This window comes from Mesonia sediminis, assembly GCF_042684705.1.
Taxonomy (GTDB): domain Bacteria; phylum Bacteroidota; class Bacteroidia; order Flavobacteriales; family Flavobacteriaceae; genus Mesonia; species Mesonia sediminis.
The window spans coordinates 485759-505716 of sequence record NZ_JBHULZ010000041.1; the positions used below are offsets into that span (position 1 = coordinate 485759).

At 36.4% G+C, this 19958-nt stretch carries 16 protein-coding genes; 12 read left to right on the forward strand and 4 right to left on the reverse strand.

What is annotated here, in order from left to right:
• Window positions 1-42: 42 nt before the first annotated feature.
• Window positions 43-621, forward strand: a complete 579-nt coding sequence (locus ACFSQ0_RS10275) for a DUF3332 domain-containing protein (protein ID WP_379047839.1) — start codon at window positions 43-45, stop codon at window positions 619-621.
• 69 nt (window positions 622-690) lie between these two features.
• Here ACFSQ0_RS10275 and ahcY read toward each other — a convergent pair whose 3' ends face one another.
• Window positions 691-2007 (reverse strand): adenosylhomocysteinase, encoded by a 1317-nt coding sequence (ahcY, locus tag ACFSQ0_RS10280; protein WP_379047842.1) that lies wholly within the window; start codon window positions 2005-2007, stop codon window positions 691-693.
• A 59-nt stretch (window positions 2008-2066) separates the two neighbouring features.
• Here ahcY and ACFSQ0_RS10285 point away from each other — a divergent pair, with 59 nt between their 5' ends.
• The 8 genes from ACFSQ0_RS10285 (at window position 2067) to ACFSQ0_RS10320 (ending at window position 8472) form a co-directional block, all read left to right on the forward strand.
• Window positions 2067-2696, forward strand: a complete 630-nt coding sequence (locus ACFSQ0_RS10285) for a 4'-phosphopantetheinyl transferase superfamily protein (protein WP_379047845.1) — start codon at window positions 2067-2069, stop codon at window positions 2694-2696.
• Window positions 2696-3406 (forward strand): geranylgeranylglyceryl/heptaprenylglyceryl phosphate synthase, encoded by a 711-nt coding sequence (locus ACFSQ0_RS10290; protein ID WP_379047847.1) that lies wholly within the window; start codon window positions 2696-2698, stop codon window positions 3404-3406. Before ACFSQ0_RS10285 ends, ACFSQ0_RS10290 begins: the two co-directional genes overlap by 1 nt.
• 5 nt (window positions 3407-3411) lie before the next feature.
• Entirely contained in the window at window positions 3412-4047 is a 636-nt protein-coding gene (gene pnuC, locus ACFSQ0_RS10295) for a nicotinamide riboside transporter PnuC (protein ID WP_379047850.1), read from the forward strand.
• Window positions 4002-4571, forward strand: a complete 570-nt coding sequence (locus tag ACFSQ0_RS10300; RefSeq protein ID WP_379047853.1) for an AAA family ATPase — start codon at window positions 4002-4004, stop codon at window positions 4569-4571. Before pnuC ends, ACFSQ0_RS10300 begins: the two co-directional genes overlap by 46 nt.
• Window positions 4561-6090 carry a DUF4301 family protein gene (locus tag ACFSQ0_RS10305; protein ID WP_379047856.1) on the forward strand — a complete coding sequence of 510 codons (1530 nt, stop codon included), beginning with the start codon at window positions 4561-4563 and terminating at the stop codon, window positions 6088-6090. The genes ACFSQ0_RS10300 and ACFSQ0_RS10305 overlap by 11 nt, the downstream gene beginning before the upstream one ends.
• A gap of 2 nt (window positions 6091-6092) precedes the next feature.
• Window positions 6093-6491, forward strand: coding sequence for an aminoacyl-tRNA hydrolase (locus tag ACFSQ0_RS10310; protein WP_379047859.1), 399 nt, complete (start codon window positions 6093-6095; stop codon window positions 6489-6491).
• A 173-nt stretch (window positions 6492-6664) separates the two neighbouring features.
• Complete coding sequence (locus ACFSQ0_RS10315) at window positions 6665-6979, forward strand: hypothetical protein (RefSeq protein ID WP_379047862.1); 315 nt, start codon at window positions 6665-6667, stop codon at window positions 6977-6979.
• Between the two features lie 128 nt (window positions 6980-7107).
• Window positions 7108-8472 carry a sigma-54-dependent transcriptional regulator gene (locus ACFSQ0_RS10320; RefSeq protein ID WP_379047865.1) on the forward strand — a complete coding sequence of 455 codons (1365 nt, stop codon included), beginning with the start codon at window positions 7108-7110 and terminating at the stop codon, window positions 8470-8472.
• Here ACFSQ0_RS10320 and ACFSQ0_RS10325 read toward each other — a convergent pair.
• Window positions 8469-10901 (reverse strand): hybrid sensor histidine kinase/response regulator, encoded by a 2433-nt coding sequence (locus ACFSQ0_RS10325; RefSeq protein WP_379047869.1) that lies wholly within the window; start codon window positions 10899-10901, stop codon window positions 8469-8471. The genes ACFSQ0_RS10320 and ACFSQ0_RS10325 overlap by 4 nt on opposite strands.
• Before the next feature lie 282 nt (window positions 10902-11183).
• Between ACFSQ0_RS10325 and ACFSQ0_RS10330 the strand changes: the two genes are divergently transcribed.
• A complete protein-coding gene (locus ACFSQ0_RS10330) occupies window positions 11184-13583 on the forward strand; it encodes a TonB-dependent receptor (RefSeq protein ID WP_379047871.1) in 2400 nt (799 codons plus the stop codon).
• Between the two features lie 57 nt (window positions 13584-13640).
• On the opposite strand, the gene ACFSQ0_RS10335 is transcribed toward ACFSQ0_RS10330, so the two are convergent.
• Window positions 13641-14078 (reverse strand): hypothetical protein, encoded by a 438-nt coding sequence (locus ACFSQ0_RS10335; RefSeq protein ID WP_147862258.1) that lies wholly within the window; start codon window positions 14076-14078, stop codon window positions 13641-13643.
• A gap of 120 nt (window positions 14079-14198) precedes the next feature.
• Here ACFSQ0_RS10335 and greA point away from each other — a divergent pair, with 120 nt between their 5' ends.
• Window positions 14199-14672: a transcription elongation factor GreA gene (gene greA, locus ACFSQ0_RS10340; RefSeq protein ID WP_147862259.1), complete on the forward strand. Its 474-nt coding sequence runs from the start codon at window positions 14199-14201 to the stop codon at window positions 14670-14672.
• 53 nt (window positions 14673-14725) lie between these two features.
• On the opposite strand, the gene ACFSQ0_RS10345 is transcribed toward greA, so the two are convergent.
• Window positions 14726-15535, reverse strand: a complete 810-nt coding sequence (locus ACFSQ0_RS10345) for a purine-nucleoside phosphorylase (RefSeq protein WP_370450892.1) — start codon at window positions 15533-15535, stop codon at window positions 14726-14728.
• Between the two features lie 281 nt (window positions 15536-15816).
• Between ACFSQ0_RS10345 and ACFSQ0_RS10350 the strand changes: the two genes are divergently transcribed.
• Window positions 15817-19881 carry a T9SS type B sorting domain-containing protein gene (locus ACFSQ0_RS10350; RefSeq protein ID WP_379047875.1) on the forward strand — a complete coding sequence of 1355 codons (4065 nt, stop codon included), beginning with the start codon at window positions 15817-15819 and terminating at the stop codon, window positions 19879-19881.
• The last annotated feature ends 77 nt before the right edge of the window (window positions 19882-19958 follow it).

The window sequence follows — 19958 nt, forward strand, 5'->3', positions numbered from 1 at the left end:
TAATTTCCAATTAACTTAGAATTCTAAATAAAATATTTGATTATGAAAAGAGTTTATGTAAGCATGGCACTAGCTGCCGCAATTTTAAGTACGAGTTGTTTAGGGTCCTTCAGCGCTTTTAATGGGTTGAAAGATTGGAATCAACAAGCCACAAATAATAAATATGTTAATAATGTTATTTTTTGGGGACTAAATATTATTCCTGTTTATGGTTTGTTCTTTTTAGGGGATGCAATTATTTTTAATGTAATAGAATTCTGGTCAGGTTCAAATCCGATAGCCATGAAACCTGGTGAAATGGAATCGCAAATCATAACTCACGAAGGAGTAACGTATGAATTAATTGCAACTACCAACACTATGAAAGTTAATGTTCTTGACGGAAAGGATGAAGGTCGTAGTGCCACTTTCTTTTATTCACCAGAAGAACAATCTTGGAATTTAAAGCAAGAAGATGAAGAGGCGATTAAACTCGCAGCTATTGAAGAAGGGAGTTATGTAGTTTATTTGCCAGAAGGCGAAATCGTTAAAATGAACGCTGCGACGACCACAGAAAACGGATTGGCCATTCTTAATAGCAAAATGGTTCAATATAATGAAGCTTTGGTTTCTAATCAGTAAAAGAAAAGTTTTTCAAATAAAAAAGCCGCGCTCATTTGCGCGGCTTTTTTGTTAAAATGATTTTTTGTATTAATAGCGGTAGTATTCAGGTTTAAACGGTCCTTTCACTTCAACTCCTATGTATTTTGCTTGATCTTCAGAAAGATCAGTTAGCTCAACACCAATTTTTTCTAAGTGTAGCGCGGCTACTTTCTCGTCCAAGTGTTTAGGAAGCATATAAACTTCATTTTTATATTTATCGCTATGATTCCACAATTCAATTTGAGCTAAAGTTTGGTTGGTAAACGAATTACTCATTACAAAACTAGGGTGTCCGGTTGCGCAACCTAGATTTACCAATCTACCTTCTGCCAGAAGTATGATATCATTTCCATTCACCGTGTATTTGTCAACTTGCGGTTTAATCTCGGTTTTAGATTCTCCATGATTTTCATTTAACCAAGCCACATCTATTTCATTATCAAAATGACCAATATTACATACAATAGTTTTATCTTTCATGGCTTCAAAATGCTCACCTCGAACAATATCCTTGTTGCCTGTTGTTGTGATTACAATATCGGCTTTCGGTAACACCGTTTCAAGGCGTTTTACTTCGAAACCATCCATAGCTGCTTGTAACGCACAAATAGGGTCAATTTCGGTTACCGTTACTATCGATCCGGCTCCTCTAAATGAAGCGGCCGTACCTTTTCCTACATCTCCATATCCGCATACCACTACACGTTTTCCGGCAAGCATAACGTCTGTAGCTCTTCGAATAGCATCTACGGCACTTTCTCTACAGCCGTATTTATTATCAAACTTAGATTTTGTTACCGAGTCATTTACATTAATGGCTGGCATGGGCAGGGTGCCGTTTTTCATACGTTCGTATAAACGATGCACTCCTGTGGTAGTTTCTTCAGAAAGACCTTTAATGTCCTTGGCCAATTCTGGGTAACGATCTAAAACCATATTGGTTAAATCACCGCCATCATCCAAAATCATATTTAACGGCTTGCGATCTTCTCCAAAAAACAATGTTTGTTCAATACACCAGTCAAACTCTTCCTCGTTCATGCCTTTCCAAGCATATACAGGAATCCCAGCTTGAGCAATTGCTGCTGCGGCTTGATCTTGGGTAGAAAAAATATTACAAGAACTCCAAGTAACTTCCGCGCCAAGCGCCACTAATGTCTCAATTAAGACTGCGGTTTGTATAGTCATATGCAGGCAACCTGCTATTCTTGCACCTTTAAGAGGTTGTTGGTCTTTGTACTCCTCGCGTAATGCCATTAATCCTGGCATTTCGGCCTCAGCCAACTCGATTTCTTTGCGCCCCCAATCGGCTAAGCTAATATCTTTTACTTTATATGGTACATAACCTACTGTTTTCGTGCTCATATCCTTATATTTGTATTTATCAATTCATTTGCAAAAATACATAATAATCAAAGAACAGGATGCCTCTTTATAAAAATATAACAATTGATGAGCGCACTAAAGTGCTCATTTGGAAGATAGAAGAGTCCTTAGCATTTTTGAGTGAATCAATTAAGCTTACGCCTCATTGCCAAAAACGTTTAGACTCGATGAAGTCTGAAATTCATCAACGTGGTTTTATGAGTATTCGTCATCTGTTAGCATTAGAAGGCTACGAAGATTGTGATTTGTATTATGATGAATTTGGGAAGCCACACCTAAAAGATGGTAAGTATATTTCAATAACTCATTCATTTACCTTTACAGGGATAATTATTAGTGACAGGCCAGTTGGTATAGATATTGAAAAGCAGCGAGAAAAAATATTGCGAATAGCACACAAGTTTACCCCTATACAAGAGTATCATACCTTGGCTAACGATGAAGCCAAAATTAGAAAACTTACAATTGTTTGGGGGATTAAAGAATCGGTATATAAAGTTTTAAGCATACCCGGGTTAAGATTTTTAGAGCATATCTATGTAGAGGACTTCGACTTTGATACGGGATCAACAACGGCTAGGGTGAGTCATCTTGCGCAGAGTACCTTTGAGGCTGCTTTTTTGGAATTTGAAGGTTTTACTTGTGCATATATATTACCCAGCATCTAATGCAAAATTCAATTGACAACCAAAAAATTTTAAAGTTTTTAAATACATCTACTGCGGGTTTGGCAATTCTTATTGATCCAGACAAAGAGGAGGTGGATGATATACCTAAATTAATAAAAAGCTTACCGGTAGAAACAACTTGTATATTAGTAGGAGGCAGCCGGGTGGAGCCAGGAAAAAGCGACTTGATTTGTAAAAATATAAAGCTATTTACTTCTTTACCCGTAATATTATTTCCTGGTGATGAAAAACAATTAAGCTCTAATGTAGATGCAGTTTTATTTCTTTCTTTGGTTTCAGGAAGAAATCCAGAGTTTTTAATTAACCAACATGTAAAGGCTGTACCGTTTTTAAGAAAACATGCTCTCGAAGTCATTCCTACAGCCTATTTGTTAATTGACGGGGAAACTAGAACCGCCGTTAGAGAAGTGACGCAAACCCAACCTATACCACAAGATTCGATTCAATTGATTGTAGATACTTGTTTAGCGGCAAAATTTTTAGGAATGCAATTGATTTATCTCGAAGCAGGTAGTGGAGCGCAAAGACCAGTTGATTTTAATATTATTAAAAGACTTAAACAAGAAATAGATCTGCCAATAATGGTTGGGGGCGGTATTAAGAGTCTTAGCTTGGCGAATGAATATTATAAAGCTGGTGCCCGAATGGTTGTAGTAGGAACCGCATTTGAACAAAGAATTTTAAAATAGAGTCGATGAATTGGTTGGAGTGGTTTTTTGAGCCTTATATTGGTGTTTCTTGGCATCTAATATTACTTGAATTTGTGGCCGTAGTGTTCGGGTTTTTATCGGTTTGGTACTCTAAAGAAAATCATATTTGGGTGTATCCAACAGGAATCATCAACACCAGTATTTTTGTATACATCTTGTGGCATTACGGTTTACTAGGTGATATGCTAATTAATGGATATTACTTTAGCATGAGTATCTTTGGCTGGTATCTTTGGTCAAGAAAAAAAAATGGAGAAACTTTACATAAAATAAAACATGCCAATTTTAAAGAGCATTTCTACGGTATACTCCTATTTATTGCTACAGCTATATTTGTTATAGGCGTGTACACTGTATTTGAAAAGTGGGACGGCTGGATTTCTTATATGGATGTTTTTACCACGGCAATATTTTTTGTTGGCATGTGGCTTATGGCCAAACGCAAAATTGAAAATTGGATATTTTGGATTATTGGTGATTTGGTTTCGATACCCTTGTATTTTTTTAAAGGATTGAATATAGCTGCAGTACAGTACATATTATTTACTATCATTGCGATTTACGGATATTATTCATGGATAAAGATTTACAACAACAACCAAGTAATTGTATCAAAATAGTGTTTTTTGGTCCAGAGTCAACAGGTAAAACCACCTTAGCAAAGCAATTGGCAGAGCACTACCAAACGCAATGGGTGCCTGAGTTTGCACGTGACTATTTGCAAAGAAAATATGATGATTCTGGTATTATTTGTGAGGAAAAGGATCTTATACCCATTGCCATTGGGCAAATAGATTTAGAAAATAAACTTGCAGTATTAGCGAACAAAGTGTTATTTTGTGACACCAATGTATTGCAAACTTACTGCTATGCTCAAGTGTATTACAACAACTTTAAAAATGAACGCTTAGAGCAAGCGGTGCAAAAACATCAATACACTTATTATTTTCTTACAGATATTGATGTGCCTTGGGAAGCAGATGATTTAAGAGATAAACCCAATGAACGCCAAGCTATGTTCAGTCATTTTGAGCGGGCTTTGCAAAAAAATAATTTGCCTTATACACAACTTTCTGGCAGTTTAAACACACGCTTAGAGTTGGCAAAAAAGCAAATTGATAAACTATTAAGCAATGATCAATAATTTTGATTTTTCTCAGAAAGATATAGCCCAACTAGAAAAACATGGTTTAAACCAAAACCTTATAGCCAACCAGATGCGTTTGTTTAAGAATGGTGTTGAGCCTGTCAAGTTGGTCGAACCTGCAAATGTAAATAATGGTATTAAATCTCTTCCTCCAGAGAAAATAGCCGGCTTGCAGAATAGCTTTCATAATTATCAAGGAAAAAGTCTAAGTTTTATTCCTGCTAGCGGCGCAGCTTCCCGTATGTTTAAAGACTTATATAGGTTGCATGAACTATCTAGTAGCTCTGAAACGCTAGCCAATACCCTTCAAGAATCATCTTGGAGTTCGTGGTGTGATTTCTTTGAAAATAAAAACAAACTGGCCATATATCAGCAACTAAGGCCCTTTTTAAAAAATGACAATGCAGATTACGAGAACCAAAATGAGAATCAACAGAATTACTTGTTTTTAAAGGCCTTGTTTCAACCCCTTATTCAAGAAAATGCTGTTGTAGACTTACCTAAGGCTCTTGTGCCTTTCCATTTAGAGCAAGAAAATGTTGTAACCGCTTTTGAAGCGCAATTGGTCGAAGCCTGCTACACCCAACCTCTTGAAAAAGTAGCTTTACATTTTACCATTTCAGAAAACAAAGCTTCTTTATTTCAAAAAATGGTAGAAGAAAAACTTAAAGTTTTGGAGGAGGCATATCAGAAAAAACTTAAAATTGATTTTTCATATCAGAAAAGACATACCGATACTTTAGCGGTAGATCATGAAAATAAGCCAGTAAGAGATAGAGAAGGTCAGCTTATTTTAAGACCTGGTGGGCACGGGGCTTTATTAGATAATCTTAATGATGTAGATGCCGATATTGTTTTTATTAAAAACATAGATAATGTAAGTTCAAAACGCATTCTTGAAGAGAATGTTACTTATAAACAGGCTTTGGCCGGATTGCTGATTGAAGTACAAGACAAAATTTTCTCCTTATTAAATGAGTTAGAAAAAAAGGGTTTTAACGAAGCTTTAGCAACGGAGGCTGATAGCATTGCCGAAACCTACTTTTTTAGAAAAATTAATTTTGATAGTGCTCAGGCAATTTTTAATTTTTATAATCGGCCTTTACGGATTTGTGGTATGGTTAAAAATCAAGGAGAGCCAGGTGGAGGTCCGTATTGGGTGCAACACGACAACCAACAACCTAGTTTACAAATTGTAGAGTCTTCACAAATAGATAAAAAAGATAAAAACCAATTGGCTATATTAAAAAAATCAACACATTTTAATCCGGTTGACTTAGTTTGTGGTCTTAAAAATTATAAGGGTAACGCCTTTGAATTAACTCATTTTAGAAATGAAAACGAATGTTTTATTTCCATCAAATCTAAAAATGGGAAAGAATTTAAAGCACTGGAGTTACCAGGGCTATGGAATGGTGCTATGGCTTATTGGAATACAATTATGGTTGAGGTACCAGTGAATACCTTTAATCCTGTAAAAACAATTTTGGACCTATTAAAGCCAAATCATCAATAGGTTTGCAAGAAGATAAAATAATAGCCGAAACACAATTTAAGGCTACCCTTAGTGGTGGCCCTGGGGGGCAGCATGCTAATAAAACACATTCGCAAATCATTTTATACTGGGATCTTTCAAATTCGGAGTGTTTTACAGCTGAAGAAAAACAACGGCTATCGCAAAAATTAAGTTCTTATTTAAATAAAGATGGGGTTTTACAAATGCGATGCGCAGAGAGCCGAAGCCAGTTTAAAAATAAACAATTAGTGATACGGCAGTTCCTTCAAACGCTTAAAAAGAGCTTAAAAGTTCCGCGAAAGCGAAAGAAAACACTTCCCACAAAGGCAGCCCGATTAAAAAGACTTCAAAATAAACGCCTGCATTCAGAAAAGAAACGAAACAGGAAACCTCCTTTGTAGAATTTTTCATTTAGGGGAGTGTAGAAAAATTACACACTTGTGTGTGGAATTCTACACACTGTGATCATCTTAAAGGATTATATTTCGGTATTATAATTAGATATTCGGCGAAAGCTGACTTTTTAAGTGAATGGTATACTTTTTTCTATAGTATTAGTAAAGTAAACCGTTACATGAAGAAAATACTAATATTGCTTACTTTTTGCCTAGGTTCTATCAGTTTAGGGTTTTCACAAAATGATAAAGTTGAGACCATTAATAAGAGTGAAAGCGTTTCAAGCGATGGTTTTGTTTATTTGCATAAGAGTAAAGTAAAAAAAACAATTTTACATTCAATTACCGAACGATTCGCAAAGAGTAAATCGGTTAAGATTTATGTAAATAAGCAGAATGATTATAAGGTAGAACTATTAAATGCTAAAGACGAGAAACAAGTAGTTTATTTAGATGAAAAAGGAAATTGGATTTATCCGAAAAAAGAAAATTGATAGCGAAAGCTAAGATTGGTTAGTTTTGTACAGTTAGTGAAGACCGCCTAGATAGGCGGTCTTATTTTATGATAAATTTGAGAATGGGTTGGTGTTGTTTGGGCTAAATTTGTAAAAAACTACGTGTTGTGAACCGAATTTTAATCGTTGAAGATGATCTTGCATTTTGCCAAATGTTGGCCACCTTCTTAACCAAAAAAGGTTTTGAAGTAACTACCTGTACAAGTGCAGAACAGGCCCACAAAGAACTAGATCAAAATAGATTTGATGTTTTACTTACCGATGTGCGTTTACCCGAAAAGCAAGGAACGGTATTGCTTGATCGTGTACAACAGAATAATTGGTCAACCAAAGTGATTTTAATGACGGGGTATGCAGAAGTGAGTAAAGCGGTTGAAGTGATGAAAAGTGGCGCCTTTGATTATATTGCTAAGCCTGTTAACCCCGAGAAACTACTTGCTAGCATAAAGAACGCGCTCAAGGAGTTGCAAGGATTTGAGAAAAGTGCTATAAAACAAACAACTAAAGCCCATAAGAAATCGGATGCTTTAATTTCAGAGTCTCAAAAGCAGAAATACGTACAAGGGGTGAGTAAAGAGGCAAAGACTTTGGCAGATTATATAGATTTAGTGGCTCCCACAGATTTCTCAGTGCTTATTGTAGGCCAAAGCGGTACAGGTAAAGAGTATGTAGCAAAAAAAATACATCATAAAAGCAAACGTGGTAAAAAGGCTTTTGTTGCAGTAGATTGCGGTGCTATACCCAAAGAATTAGCTGTTAGCGAATTTTTTGGGCACGTGAAAGGTTCTTTTACCGGAGCTATTCAAGATAAGGTAGGGCATTTTGAAGCTGCCAATGGCGGAACCTTATTCTTAGATGAAATAGGTAACTTGTCTTATGAACTACAAATTCATTTACTTAGAGCTTTACAAGAAAGAGTAATAAAACCTATAGGAAGTCATACTGAAATCCCAGTGGATATTCGGGTGATAGCCGCTACAAATGAAAATTTAGATAAAGCTGTTGCGGCCGGTGACTTTAGAGAAGATTTGTATCACCGCCTAAACGAATTTAGTATTCAAATTCCTGCTTTAGCGGAACGAAAAGAAGATTTAGTGCTCTTTGCAAACCACTTTTTAAGCCAAGCCAACCAAATTTTAAATAAACAAATTTTGGGTTTTACCGATGAAGCAATGAGTAAAATGGAGGGCTATTCTTGGCCGGGAAATTTACGCGAATTACAAAATTGTGTAAAGCGAGCCAGCTTAATAGCACAAAACGACTATATAGAGGAAACAGATTTGCCAAAAGAAATTCTAGTAAAGCCAGAACCCCAAGAATCTTATTCGTTATTCAAGAATAAAAATGAGGTTCAGTTAATTAAAGATACGCTAGCTAAAACGGGCGGAAATAAGAGTAAAACCGCAAGGCTGTTACAAATAGATCGCAAAACGCTCTATAATAAATTAAAGCAGTACAATATTGAATATTAATGGGGCGTATTTAAATAATTTTGCAACGCTTTAATTAATAGGCTTAGTTCTTCAATAGCCTTAATCAAGTTCTCTTCATCTAGTTGGCTTGGATTTTTGAGTCCTTGTTTTTCTAATAACTCAAATGATTCAATGCATTTACTGGCTTGTAATTGTTTTAGCATTGGTAGTAGCCTGTGAGCCGTTTTTCCTGCAGCTTGAAAATCCTTGGTTTTTACACTTTGGTTTAACTCTTTTACCCCTTGCTGGCAACTTGCTAAGAAACTTTTAATAATATTTTTTGTGGCATGATTATCACCCAAAGTGAAATTTTGTATTTCGGATATCGTAAACAATTTATCTTTACTTATCGGTGTGGATATTCTGCTTTGCTTTTGGAGCGTTTCTAGTTTTAAGACGTGAGCTATCTCTAGTAGTAATTCTTGGAATTTATAAGGTTTAATAAGCATAGCCGAAAACCCCTTTATAAGATAATCCTCTTCTTTGAGCTGTGTATTACCCGTAAGAGCAATTATGGGAATGCTTTTTAAAATTGCATCAGTTTTCATTTTTTTAAGCAAATCAAATCCGCTCGCGACGGGCATTTGAATATCTGTAATTACCAAGTCAAACTTTCTATTTTGAAGCAAATTATAAGCGGTTTTACCGTTGTTGGCTGTGAAACATTTAAAGTTGGAGTTTTCTAACATCGCCTTTAAATATTCGAGTTGCCCGGGCTCATCATCAACCAGTAAAATCTTTTTTTCTTTAGCATTGTGTACCTTAATGTCTTTACGGATTTTTACTCGGTCTTCATTTAGATGAACCGGTATTTCAATCTTAAAAACACTTCCAGCACCGGGCTCACTTGTTAAGGTAATATTCCCGTTTAAGAGTTTTATAATTTTTTTTGTAATGGCTAATCCTAATCCTGAACCACCGTACTGGCTTTCAATTTTATTGTTCGCTTGTGTAAATTCTTCAAAAATTTCTGCCTGTTGGCTCTTGGCTATGCCAATTCCTGTGTCACTTACCTCTATAAAAAGATTGAATTTTTTACGCGTGACCGGTTGTAATTTAGTCTTTATTTCTATTTTACCTTTATGAGTAAATTTGTAAGCGTTGTTGATGAGATTGGTTAACACTTGTTGTATTCTAAAGGGGTCACTTAAGAAAGATAGCTCGGTGTGTTCGCCAAAAGAAATTTCAAGTTCAACAGCATTTTTGGCTGGCGCAGGTATCGCAGCGCTAATGCAGTTTTCTACCAAATTTTTAGGCACGAAAGGTAAAATTTCTAAACCGATTTTTCCCGCTTCAAGCTTTGAGAGGTCAAGTAACCTGTTGACCATTTGTAAAATATAGTCTGATGATTTTTGCAATTGCCCCAATTGGTGTTTTTGCCTCGCAGTTAACGGTTCTTGATTAATCAAATCAGAATAACCCAAAATAGTATTTAGTGGAGACCTTAAATCATGTGTAACAGTGGCTAAAATCTGCTTATAGCGTTTCAATAAAAACTCGGCATATCGTTTGCTTTTTTCGAGTTCTTCTCGGTAACGAGAACTGCTTCTGGTGTCTCTTGAAATTAAAATCACAAATAACAAAATAGTAAAAACACAGGCCACCCCTAATACTCCTATAATTAAAGTGGTTTTACTAATGGCTTGTTGCGAATTTTGAAGTTGTTGTACAGATTGTTGTAGTTCTTCTCGTTCAATCTCATTCCTAATTTTCTGAAGTTGCGCCGATAATTTTTGATCGTTTTTTATAAGGGCATTCTCTTTAGCAATTACTTCGGTTTGGTAGCGTCTTTCTTCGCGCTCTAAAGAACTCAATACCTTTTTAACCGAAGTTATGAGCGAATCGGCTGTTTGCTGGGTTAGCCGCTGGGCGTTGTCTTCTTTTGCATATTCCAACCACTTTATAAGAGCCCTACGCGCATGCGGACTATGATCTTTAAAAAGCTTGTCATAATTGTCTTCCTCAAATAAATAATTTACCTTTTTTAAATTATTGAGCACTCTGTCATAGTAATTTACACTTGAGTTTTGAGATCGTAATTTTAGCAGTTCTAGGAGATTCTCTTGTTTAAGAATGAGTAGTTTGTTGAGACTGTCTAATTCAATTTTTATTTCTCGATCGGGGTATACCTGTTTTAATTGGTCAATTAACGAGTGTATAGAATCATGCTGTCTTTCTAAAGAGTCGACCTTGTCTGCCTCTTGATTTTGAATAATAGCCCGACTGATTCCTTCGGTATTATAAATTTTTGTCACCATTTTGTTCATTAACAATAGGCGCTCTTGATTTTTGGTGTTTTCTTTCCCTGCCTGATTTAATTCGACTACCTGAGTGTAAATTATGTAAATAGATGCCGCTGTAAAAACAGTAAGTAACAGATAGCCAAGGCTAACTTTAAGGGTAATTCTTTTCTTTGTAGATTCAGGCATAATCAAAAATAAAATGCAAATTTTTAAAAGTGCCTTAAAGTTATGGTAAAATCAAAAAAAGAATTAATTTCGCAGCATCTCTAAGGGGTGCCTTGAAGAAGGCTGAGATCATACCCAATGAACCTGGGCAAGTAATGTTGCCAAGGGAAAATGCGGCTAGCAGCATTTTGTTGTAGGTGTACTCCTGTTTTTCTTTTGACGAAAAGAATTGCAGGTTTTTTTATGTTTAATAATTTACCAAGAATAATCGCCCCTTTTATTCGTATTTAAAAAAAATTACGAATGAGAATTGTATTATTTTTAGTTGGTTTAATTTCTGCCAGTATAGTCTCTGCCCAAGAGGCAACTTATTTTTTAGCTGGCGAAATCTCAAGAAATGAAAAACCGGTGCCTTACGCTCAAATTAGTATAGAAGGCACAAAAATGGGAACCCTAAGCGATCAAAACGGTAAATACCGATTAAAATTAAAGAAGGGAAACTACAATTTAGTGGTAACATCGGGCAATACCAAAAAAGTTGAGGTGTTTTTGAATAAAGATACCCGGCTCAATATAAGCTTAGATGGGGTAGAAGAGAACTTAGAGGAGGTATTTATTCAGGCCCTAAGAGCAACCAATAAAACGCCCATTGCTTACACCAATTTGGAGGAGGATGAAATAGATGAGCGAAATCTAGGACAAGATATACCAGTGTTAATGGGTTATATGCCAGGAGTGGTTATGACATCAGATGCGGGGGCTGGTATTGGTTATACCTCTTTACGGGTTAGAGGTAGCGATGCGTCAAGAACCAATGTGACCATTAACGGTATTCCTTATAACGATGCCGAAAGCCAAGGGAGCTTTTGGGTAAACTTAAGCGATATGGCCAGTTCTATCGAGAGTTTGCAATTACAACGTGGTGTAGGAACCTCAACAAATGGCGCAGGTGCCTTTGGTGCGAGTATAAATATCGCTACAAAAGACTTTTCTGAAAAAGCCTATGCCGAGCTATCAAATAGTTATGGGTCTTTCAATACCCATAAACATACCCTTAATTTTAGCACCGGTTTATTTAATCAACACTGGGAAATATCTGGTAGAGCCTCGGTCCTTGAGAGCGATGGTTACATTGATAGAGCCAGTAGCTCGATGCGCTCTTATTTCTTGCAAGCCGCTTTTATTGATGAGAATACCAAGATTAAAGCGATAACTTTTGGTAATAAAGAAAAGACCTACCAAGCATGGTATGGCATAGATGCCAATCAGTTAAAAGAGGATAGACGATATAACCCCGCAGGAGAATACACTACAGATGAAGGAGTGGTAAAGTATTATGATAACCAAACCGATAATTACTGGCAAGACCATTACCAACTGTTGTGGAACCAGACTTATGATAGTAGATGGTCATCAAATTTTGCGCTACACTACACGCGCGGTAAAGGTTATTATGAGGAATTTCAAGAAGATGCAAGTTTAAACGACTATAATCTACCAAGCTTTACAGCTAATGGCGAACTGGTTGAAACTTCAGATCTTATTAATACCAAATGGTTAGATAATCATTTTTACGGTACAACCTTTAGTGTACAATACAATTTTAAAAGGATTAATGCTCTTATAGGTGGAGGGGCAAACCGTTACGAAGGAGATCATTTTGGAGAAGTTATTTATACCCGATTTGCACAAAATAAAGAACCTTATGCGCCTTATTATGATAATGATGCGGTTAAAACCGATGCAAATCTTTACACCAAAATCTCATACGCTCTAAGCAATAAGCTTAATACTTATATCGATTTACAAGGGCGATGGATCGGATATGAAACAAATGGAGCAATCGAAGAGGGTATTCCTTTAGGTGTTGATGAGCAATATAGTTTCTTTAACCCTAAATTCGGACTTACCTATCAACCTGCTGAAGACCATCAACTTTACTTTTCATATGCTAAAGCGCATAGAGAACCAAGCCGTTCAGATTTTGAAAATGCGTTATTCAACAATGCAGATGTTGAGCCAGAAAGCTTAGACGATTTTGAATGGGGATGGCGTTGGCAAACACCAAAACTTGTTTTAAATGCTAATTTCTATTACATGAATTATAAAAACCAATTGGTTTTAACTGGTGAAATTGATGCCGAGGGAGGAGCTGTTAGAGAAAACGTAGGCGATAGTTACCGAGCAGGAATCGAGTTAGACGCTAGTATCAAACTTGCCAATACATTAAGCCTTCACCCTAATGTGGCGATCAGTAGGAATCAAAATAGAGATTTTAAAACTCGTTTTGATGGTGAGCTGCAAAATTTTGGCAATACAGAAATTGCATTTTCACCTAGTGTAGTGGCCGCTAATGCTATTCGGTTTTCACCGGTAAAAAATCTTCAAATCAATTGGTTGAGTAAATATGTAGGAGAACAATATATGAGTAATCTTGAGCGTGAGGCTTCACGATTAGACGATTACTTTATTAACGATTTGAATTTGCAATACGTTTGGGAAAAACCACCTTTCTTTAACGAAATAGTTTTTACTGGTTTGGTGAATAATATTTTTAATGTAAAATATGTTTCCAACGGCTATTACTTCAATTATGAGGTTGAAAATACCAATATTCCAAGCGGTTTAGAGACCCTGGAAGGTGCTGGTTATTATCCGCAGGCTACTATAAACTTCTTATTCGGTATTAACCTAAAATTTTAAACAGTTAAAATTATGTTCCCCCCCCTTCCGTAAAGGAAGGAGGGGGAATTAATTTAATCAATTAGTCACCACTAGGGTGTTGTTGTCTATTTTAGAAATACGATAAGCATACAAAGGGAACCTCAAATTCTCACCACTTATAAAATTCCCGGTAAACAATTCGTAGGTATTTTGCTCACAATCACAAACTAATCGAGTCCCTTCTAGCTGCATGGCATAGCAATCAGATGAAATAGGGTGGTTAGGGTCTGAGGCGTCAAAAGCTACATAGGTGTTTGTGCCGGTATTCATTACAACAATACCAACATTACCTTGGTTGGGTATAAAAACGGGATTAGCAGGATTTAACAAAGGAGTGTATTGTGGTAGTCTAAGATTTATTTCTAGATTTACAGGTGCTCCAGACAAGTAAGGGTTGTCTAAACGGCCATCATCAGAATCGCAACCCGCAAAAAGAAGGCAAGTTAAAAGCAAAAAATTGAGGTATTTCATCATAATAGTTTTTGTGTGCGAATATAAATTGTTTTACTGATTTAATTTTATTATCTTTGGTCTTAACGAATCCTATGCGAGTAGGATTCTTTTTTTTATAGTATAATTAATAACGATGAAGTTATGAGTAAAGTATCTTATTACACTGCTGATGGTTTGAAAAAACTTAAAGCAGAGCTTGATCATTTAAGAGACGTTGAGCGTCCTAAAGCTTCGCAGGCTATAGCAGAAGCTAGAGACAAAGGAGATTTAAGTGAGAATGCAGAGTATGACGCAGCTAAAGAAGCCCAAGGTTTATTAGAAATGAAAATTTCTAAACTAGAAGAGGTGGTTTCAAATGCAAGAGTAATTGATGAATCACAACTAGACACCTCAAAAATATTAATCCATTCTACGGTGAAGCTAAAAAACCTTGCCAATAATATGGAGATGCAATATAAATTAGTAGCCCAAAGCGAAGCCGATTTGAAAGCCGGTAAAATTTCGGTAGATTCTCCTATTGGGAAAGGATTGTTGGGTAAGAAAGCAGGTGAAGAAGCTGAGATTCAAGTGCCTAATGGCAAGATTACTTTTGAAATCTTAGAAATTTCTAGGTAATCTATTAAATCTAAAATTTAGAAAGAGGCGGAGAGATATCTTCGCCTCTTTTTTTATAAACTTGCGATGAGTTTACAGAATAAAGTGATCATTTGCGGCTCAGCTTGCTTAGCGGCTTGCATTATACTTTTAATATTCACAGGTTTTAAATGGTCTGGATCACACAAATCGGTAATAACCGATAAAGCAATGACAGGTAATTTTAAATGATTGGCTACAATAATTTCTGGTACGGTGCTCATTCCTACTGCATCGGCGCCAATCAGTTTCAAATACCTATACTCTGCCCTGGTTTCTAATTGCGGACCCTTTACTGCGGCATACACCCCTTGATGTAGCTTAATGTTTTCTTCCTTAGCTATTTTCATTAGCTTTTTGCGCATACCAGTGTCATAGGGATTACTCATATCTACAAAACGCTCTCCATGTTTTGCAACACCTTTAAAAGCTAAAGGTGAATCTCCTAATAAGTTAATATGATCTTCAAGCAGCATTAAGTCGCTGGTCTTATAATTCAAATTTAAACCGCCAGCTGCATTAGATACCAATAAGTGTTTCACTCCTAGATTTTTCATTATACGTACCGGGTAAGTCACATCCCGTAAAGTATAGCCTTCGTAAAAATGAAATCGCCCTTGCATAACCATAATTTTCTTTCCGCTTAACTCACCATATATAAGTTTCCCCTTATGAAATTCAACTGTTGCAGTAGGAAAATGCGGAATATGATTGTAAGATACCTCTTGAATAATATTGATATGATTCACAAAATCGCTCAATCCGCTACCTAATATGATACCAATTTCTGGTGCCTCAAATCCTTTTTCTTTTAAATAGACAGAAGTCTCATTAATAAAACGCATAATTTTTAACCTTTAAATTAGGATTAAAGGTACAAAATTGATCTTTAACTACAGATAATAGTTTTATGAGGACGAAAAACAACCTTAAATCGATTTTGCAAGTACTTTATCTAGAGTGATTTATCTGTATAAAGACATTTTAATTCGCTAAAATACAATATGTTAAAAAAATATTAAAAAATTGTTTGTTATTTACCCGAAATAAAATACCTTTAATCGTGTAAAAATTAAGATAATCGATTATTTGTGCCATCGATTTTAAGAATAAATTAGGAGTTGCTATGAAATATGCTGTGTTGGTTGTTTTTTTGATCTTCAATATTGGATTTAGTCAGAATGTGCAGGTAGATGTGAATACATATAATGCGCAAGACTTAAGTGAAATGTTATTGAATAATGCTTGTTCTAGTTTATTCAATGCCGAGGTGTCATCTAGTCAAGCGGTTGGTTATTTTTCTCAAAACAACAGTAATTTTCCTATTGAGGAAGGCGTGATTATTCGAAGTGGAAACGCAAAGCATAGCGAAGGTCCGTTTTCAGGGAACCACCTGAGTTCTCAAATAAATCAAAATACTAATGCCTACTTAGAAAATTTAAATGCTGCCTCGGGGCAACACGCTCAAATTACCGACGTGGCATTTTTATCATTTGAGTTTGTTCCGTTGTCTCATGACTTCAGTTTTAACTTTGTCTTTGCTTCAAATGAGTATGGGCAGTGGCAATGTGTATCTAGTGATGTTTTTGCGTTTGTATTGACCAATCTTAACACTGGTCAATCACAAAACCTAGCGGTAATACCCGGAACAACTACCCCTGTTTCTGTAAAGAATATAAAAGACAAGGCTTATAACAATTCTTGTTCATCAGATAATAAACATTTGTTCGGTGAATATTTGGTAAATCAACCCAATGCTGGTTTAAATATGCGCGGGTATACCAAGGTGATGAAAGCCTCGGCTCAAATTGTCCCAGGTGATACCTATAAAATAGAGCTTTTAATAGCAGATTCTAACGATGCTAATTTTGATTCGGCCATTTTTTTGGAGGCAGGTAGTTTTCAAACCAATGTAAATCTTGGAGACGATGAAGCCATTTGTTTGGGGCAATCTAAAACCTTGACTACGGGATTAGATACTCAGCTTTATAACCATACATGGAAAATGAATGGTAGCGTGGTGAACTACACCAATACCAATACCCTTACGGTGACCAATCCTGGGGATTATAGTGTTGAGGTTACCGAAAATAATACAGGTTGTCTTTTAACCGACGAGATACAATTGACACAAGTGCAAATAAATGAAGCTAATAATTTAAAGATATGTTACGACGATCGAGCTAATTATTTCTGGGATTTAACCGTCAATAATCACCAGATTCTAGGTGTTTCGCCATCAGATTATGAGCTTTTTTATTACGCCAGTTTGCAAGATTTGAATAATGATTTGCCTATACCGGCAGCAAATATTACGGCTTTTGCGGGTACGCCCAACCAAAGTGTTTACATCAAACTGAAAGCTAAAAATAATAATAATTGGTGTACCCAAATCATCGACTTTAAGTTAGAAGTAGCCGATAAAATTCACTTAGGGCCGTTAGAAGATATTCAACTGTGCGATATCACAAAAATACATCTGGTAGATCTCACTCAGGTAAACGAAGATTTAGTAGGCTACACCCAAAACTATATGTTCGCATATTATTACAGTCAAGCTGATTTGGAAGCTGGTCAAAATGAAATTCAAGATTACCGAGCCTTTTCTGTTTCTCCTAGTCGACGCTCAAATAACCAGAACATCTATGTAAAAGTAACCGATAGATATATGCCCGAGTGTTACGTATTTACCAGTTTTCAAATTCAAGTAAATGGTTTGCCTTTGGTAGATGAATTGCCCGATGTTATTGAGTGTAGTACTTACACTTTGCCCCCCTTGACACACGGTAATTATTTTACCCGAGCGCAAGGTGGCGGAACCCCGCTTTTTGCAGGCGACGTAATAGATGAAAGCGGAACCTATTATATTTATAACGGTCCGACAGATGCAGGTTGTTATAACCAAAGCAGTTTTACGGTTCAACTCATTGAAGAGTATGGTATAAAAGATGAATACTGCGAATTTATGCGGGTTCCATCTCCACCTGCGGGCAATTTTTATACTTTGCCCGGTGGACCATCTGGTGGCGGAAAAATAATTCCGCCAGGTACCATCTATTATAATGACGCTAGCATTTATTATTATGCCGAAGTGAATGGTGTATTCTGTAAAGAAGATACCTTTTCTTTTCAGGTTTTTCCTTTGCCTCCAGTAGATCAACCAGCAGATGTAATTACCTGTAACAGTTACACCTTACCTGCCTTGACTCATGGTGATTATTACACACAGTCTGGCGGTGCGGGTGACCAATTGTTACCAGGAACAGTCATCACCGAGACCACCACGCTTTATGCCTTTAACTTTGATGGTAGATGCGCAAACGAATCAGAATTCACTGTATTCATAACCCCTCAACTTGACGATGTTGTTTCCTGTGGAGCTTTTCAACTTCCCGAGGTTGAAGTAGGTGGATTTTATAGCTTACCCAACGGTCAAGGTAACTTACTCACATCAACTACTAAAATTAAGTTTTCTCAGACTATATATTATTTTGCAGAAACCACTACATCGCCAAATTGTACAACAAACCAAAGCTTTGAGGTGACAATTTTTGATAAACCTAAGGTAGACACTTTGCCTAATGTGGTGCAGTGTGCAAGCACTCCTTATGTTTTGCCTCCTTTGCAAGATGGTGAATACTTTACAGAGAAAAAACGGGGTGGGCAAATGCTGGCTCCAGGCGATGTGATAGCAGAATCACAAACCATCTTTATCAATAATGCTACCGCTACTTGTATGAGCGAGACCTCTTTTACCGTAACTTTAATTCCCTTACCCGTGGTGCCTAATTTTGCCGATGTTTATACTTGTGATACTTACGAATTACCAGAGATAACAGGTGCAAAATACTTTAGTGGCCCTAATGGAAGTGGAAGTGAATACTTTTCAGGTGACCTAATTCACTCTACTCAGAAGTTATTTTTGTATAAAGAGTCTAGCAGTTTAGTGGGTTGCGACAATGAAGATTCATTTACCGTATATGTAGAGGGCGTAGAGGCAACTCAGTTACCTGATGTTCTTGCTTGTGAGACTTTTGTGTTGCCTCAATTAGCAGTAGGGGAGTATTTTACCGAACCTTATGCTAAGGGGCAGAAACTTCAACCTGGAACCGAAATCAAAGAGAGTAAAACAGTATATATTTTTGCTCAAAAAGGAGATCGATTTACGTGTTTTGATCAAACCTCTTTTAGGATAGAAGTAGAACCTAAAATAGATTTAAGCGCTTTTGAGCACTATACGCACTGCGGAGAATTATATCTGCCAGATCTGGCTCAAGAAAATCAAGATTTTAGGTTTTTTGTAGATCCTAACTTCAGTAAACCTGTAAGTCCAAATTCATTGCGTTTAACAAAGCCAGGAAAGTATATTTTTTATGTACAAGCCTCTTCTACTTTAATGGATGGTTGCATAAGTGAAGGCCGATTCGAGATAGAAATATTCCCGATAAAACAACTGAATTTAGAACCGGCTGCTATATGTTTAGACCCGGAAACAGGTGAACTATTGTCAACAGCTTTTCTAGAAACGGGACTTGATCCAAATAAGTACAATGTCTACTGGTACCTAGAAAATCAACTGGTGCATGAAGGAGTTAACTTTGAGGTTACTCAGGCAGGTACTTTTGAAATAGAGGTAGAGTTAAAAGAGATTAGCCATGTAGAGGATTGTGGCTATTACGCAACTTCGGTTCAGGTTTATGCCTCTAGCCGACCAGAGATTAAAGTTAATGTGTCTGAGCCCTTTTCTGGGGGAGCAGAGGTTTTTGTTGAGCTGATAAAAGCTGAGGGTGAAATGATGTACCAAATCGATGATCAGCCTTACCAAGAAAGTCCTTATTTTACTGGAGTAGGTTCTGGCCCTCATTTGGTACGTGCTAAAGGTAAATATGCCGATTGTGGCGAGGTAGTTAAAGAGATTCAAGTTATTAATTATCCTAAATTTTTCACCCCAAATACCGATGGAATAAATGATTATTGGAATATTAACGATATGTACGATTATCCAGAGGCTAAAATTTACATTTACGATCGTTTTGGTAAATTAATTACTTCTACCAATCCGCGAAAGCGAGGTTGGGACGGTTCTTTTAACGGAAAACAAATGCCGTCTGCAGATTATTGGTTTCAAGTAGAGTATAAATATCAGGGAAATATAAAAGTGTTTAAATCGCACTTTACGCTTAAAAGATAGTCCTGATTATCTAATTTTTCTTAGGTAATAAACAATAGTTAATTACTTATGAATTAAAGCTTTGTATTTTTTCTGTT

Coding starts and splice junctions, on each gene's coding strand:
- ACFSQ0_RS10275 (WP_379047839.1), top strand. CDS start 43: ATGAAAAGAGTTTATGTAAGCATGGCACTAGCTGCCGCAATTTTAAGT.
- ahcY (WP_379047842.1), bottom strand. CDS start 2,007: ATGAGCACGAAAACAGTAGGTTATGTACCATATAAAGTAAAAGATATT.
- ACFSQ0_RS10285 (WP_379047845.1), top strand. CDS start 2,067: ATGCCTCTTTATAAAAATATAACAATTGATGAGCGCACTAAAGTGCTC.
- ACFSQ0_RS10290 (WP_379047847.1), top strand. CDS start 2,696: ATGCAAAATTCAATTGACAACCAAAAAATTTTAAAGTTTTTAAATACA.
- pnuC (WP_379047850.1), top strand. CDS start 3,412: ATGAATTGGTTGGAGTGGTTTTTTGAGCCTTATATTGGTGTTTCTTGG.
- ACFSQ0_RS10300 (WP_379047853.1), top strand. CDS start 4,002: ATGGATAAAGATTTACAACAACAACCAAGTAATTGTATCAAAATAGTG.
- ACFSQ0_RS10305 (WP_379047856.1), top strand. CDS start 4,561: ATGATCAATAATTTTGATTTTTCTCAGAAAGATATAGCCCAACTAGAA.
- ACFSQ0_RS10315 (WP_379047862.1), top strand. CDS start 6,665: ATGAAGAAAATACTAATATTGCTTACTTTTTGCCTAGGTTCTATCAGT.
- ACFSQ0_RS10325 (WP_379047869.1), bottom strand. CDS start 10,901: ATGCCTGAATCTACAAAGAAAAGAATTACCCTTAAAGTTAGCCTTGGC.
- ACFSQ0_RS10330 (WP_379047871.1), top strand. CDS start 11,184: ATGAGAATTGTATTATTTTTAGTTGGTTTAATTTCTGCCAGTATAGTC.
- ACFSQ0_RS10335 (WP_147862258.1), bottom strand. CDS start 14,078: ATGATGAAATACCTCAATTTTTTGCTTTTAACTTGCCTTCTTTTTGCG.
- greA (WP_147862259.1), top strand. CDS start 14,199: ATGAGTAAAGTATCTTATTACACTGCTGATGGTTTGAAAAAACTTAAA.
- ACFSQ0_RS10345 (WP_370450892.1), bottom strand. CDS start 15,535: ATGCGTTTTATTAATGAGACTTCTGTCTATTTAAAAGAAAAAGGATTT.
- ACFSQ0_RS10350 (WP_379047875.1), top strand. CDS start 15,817: ATGAAATATGCTGTGTTGGTTGTTTTTTTGATCTTCAATATTGGATTT.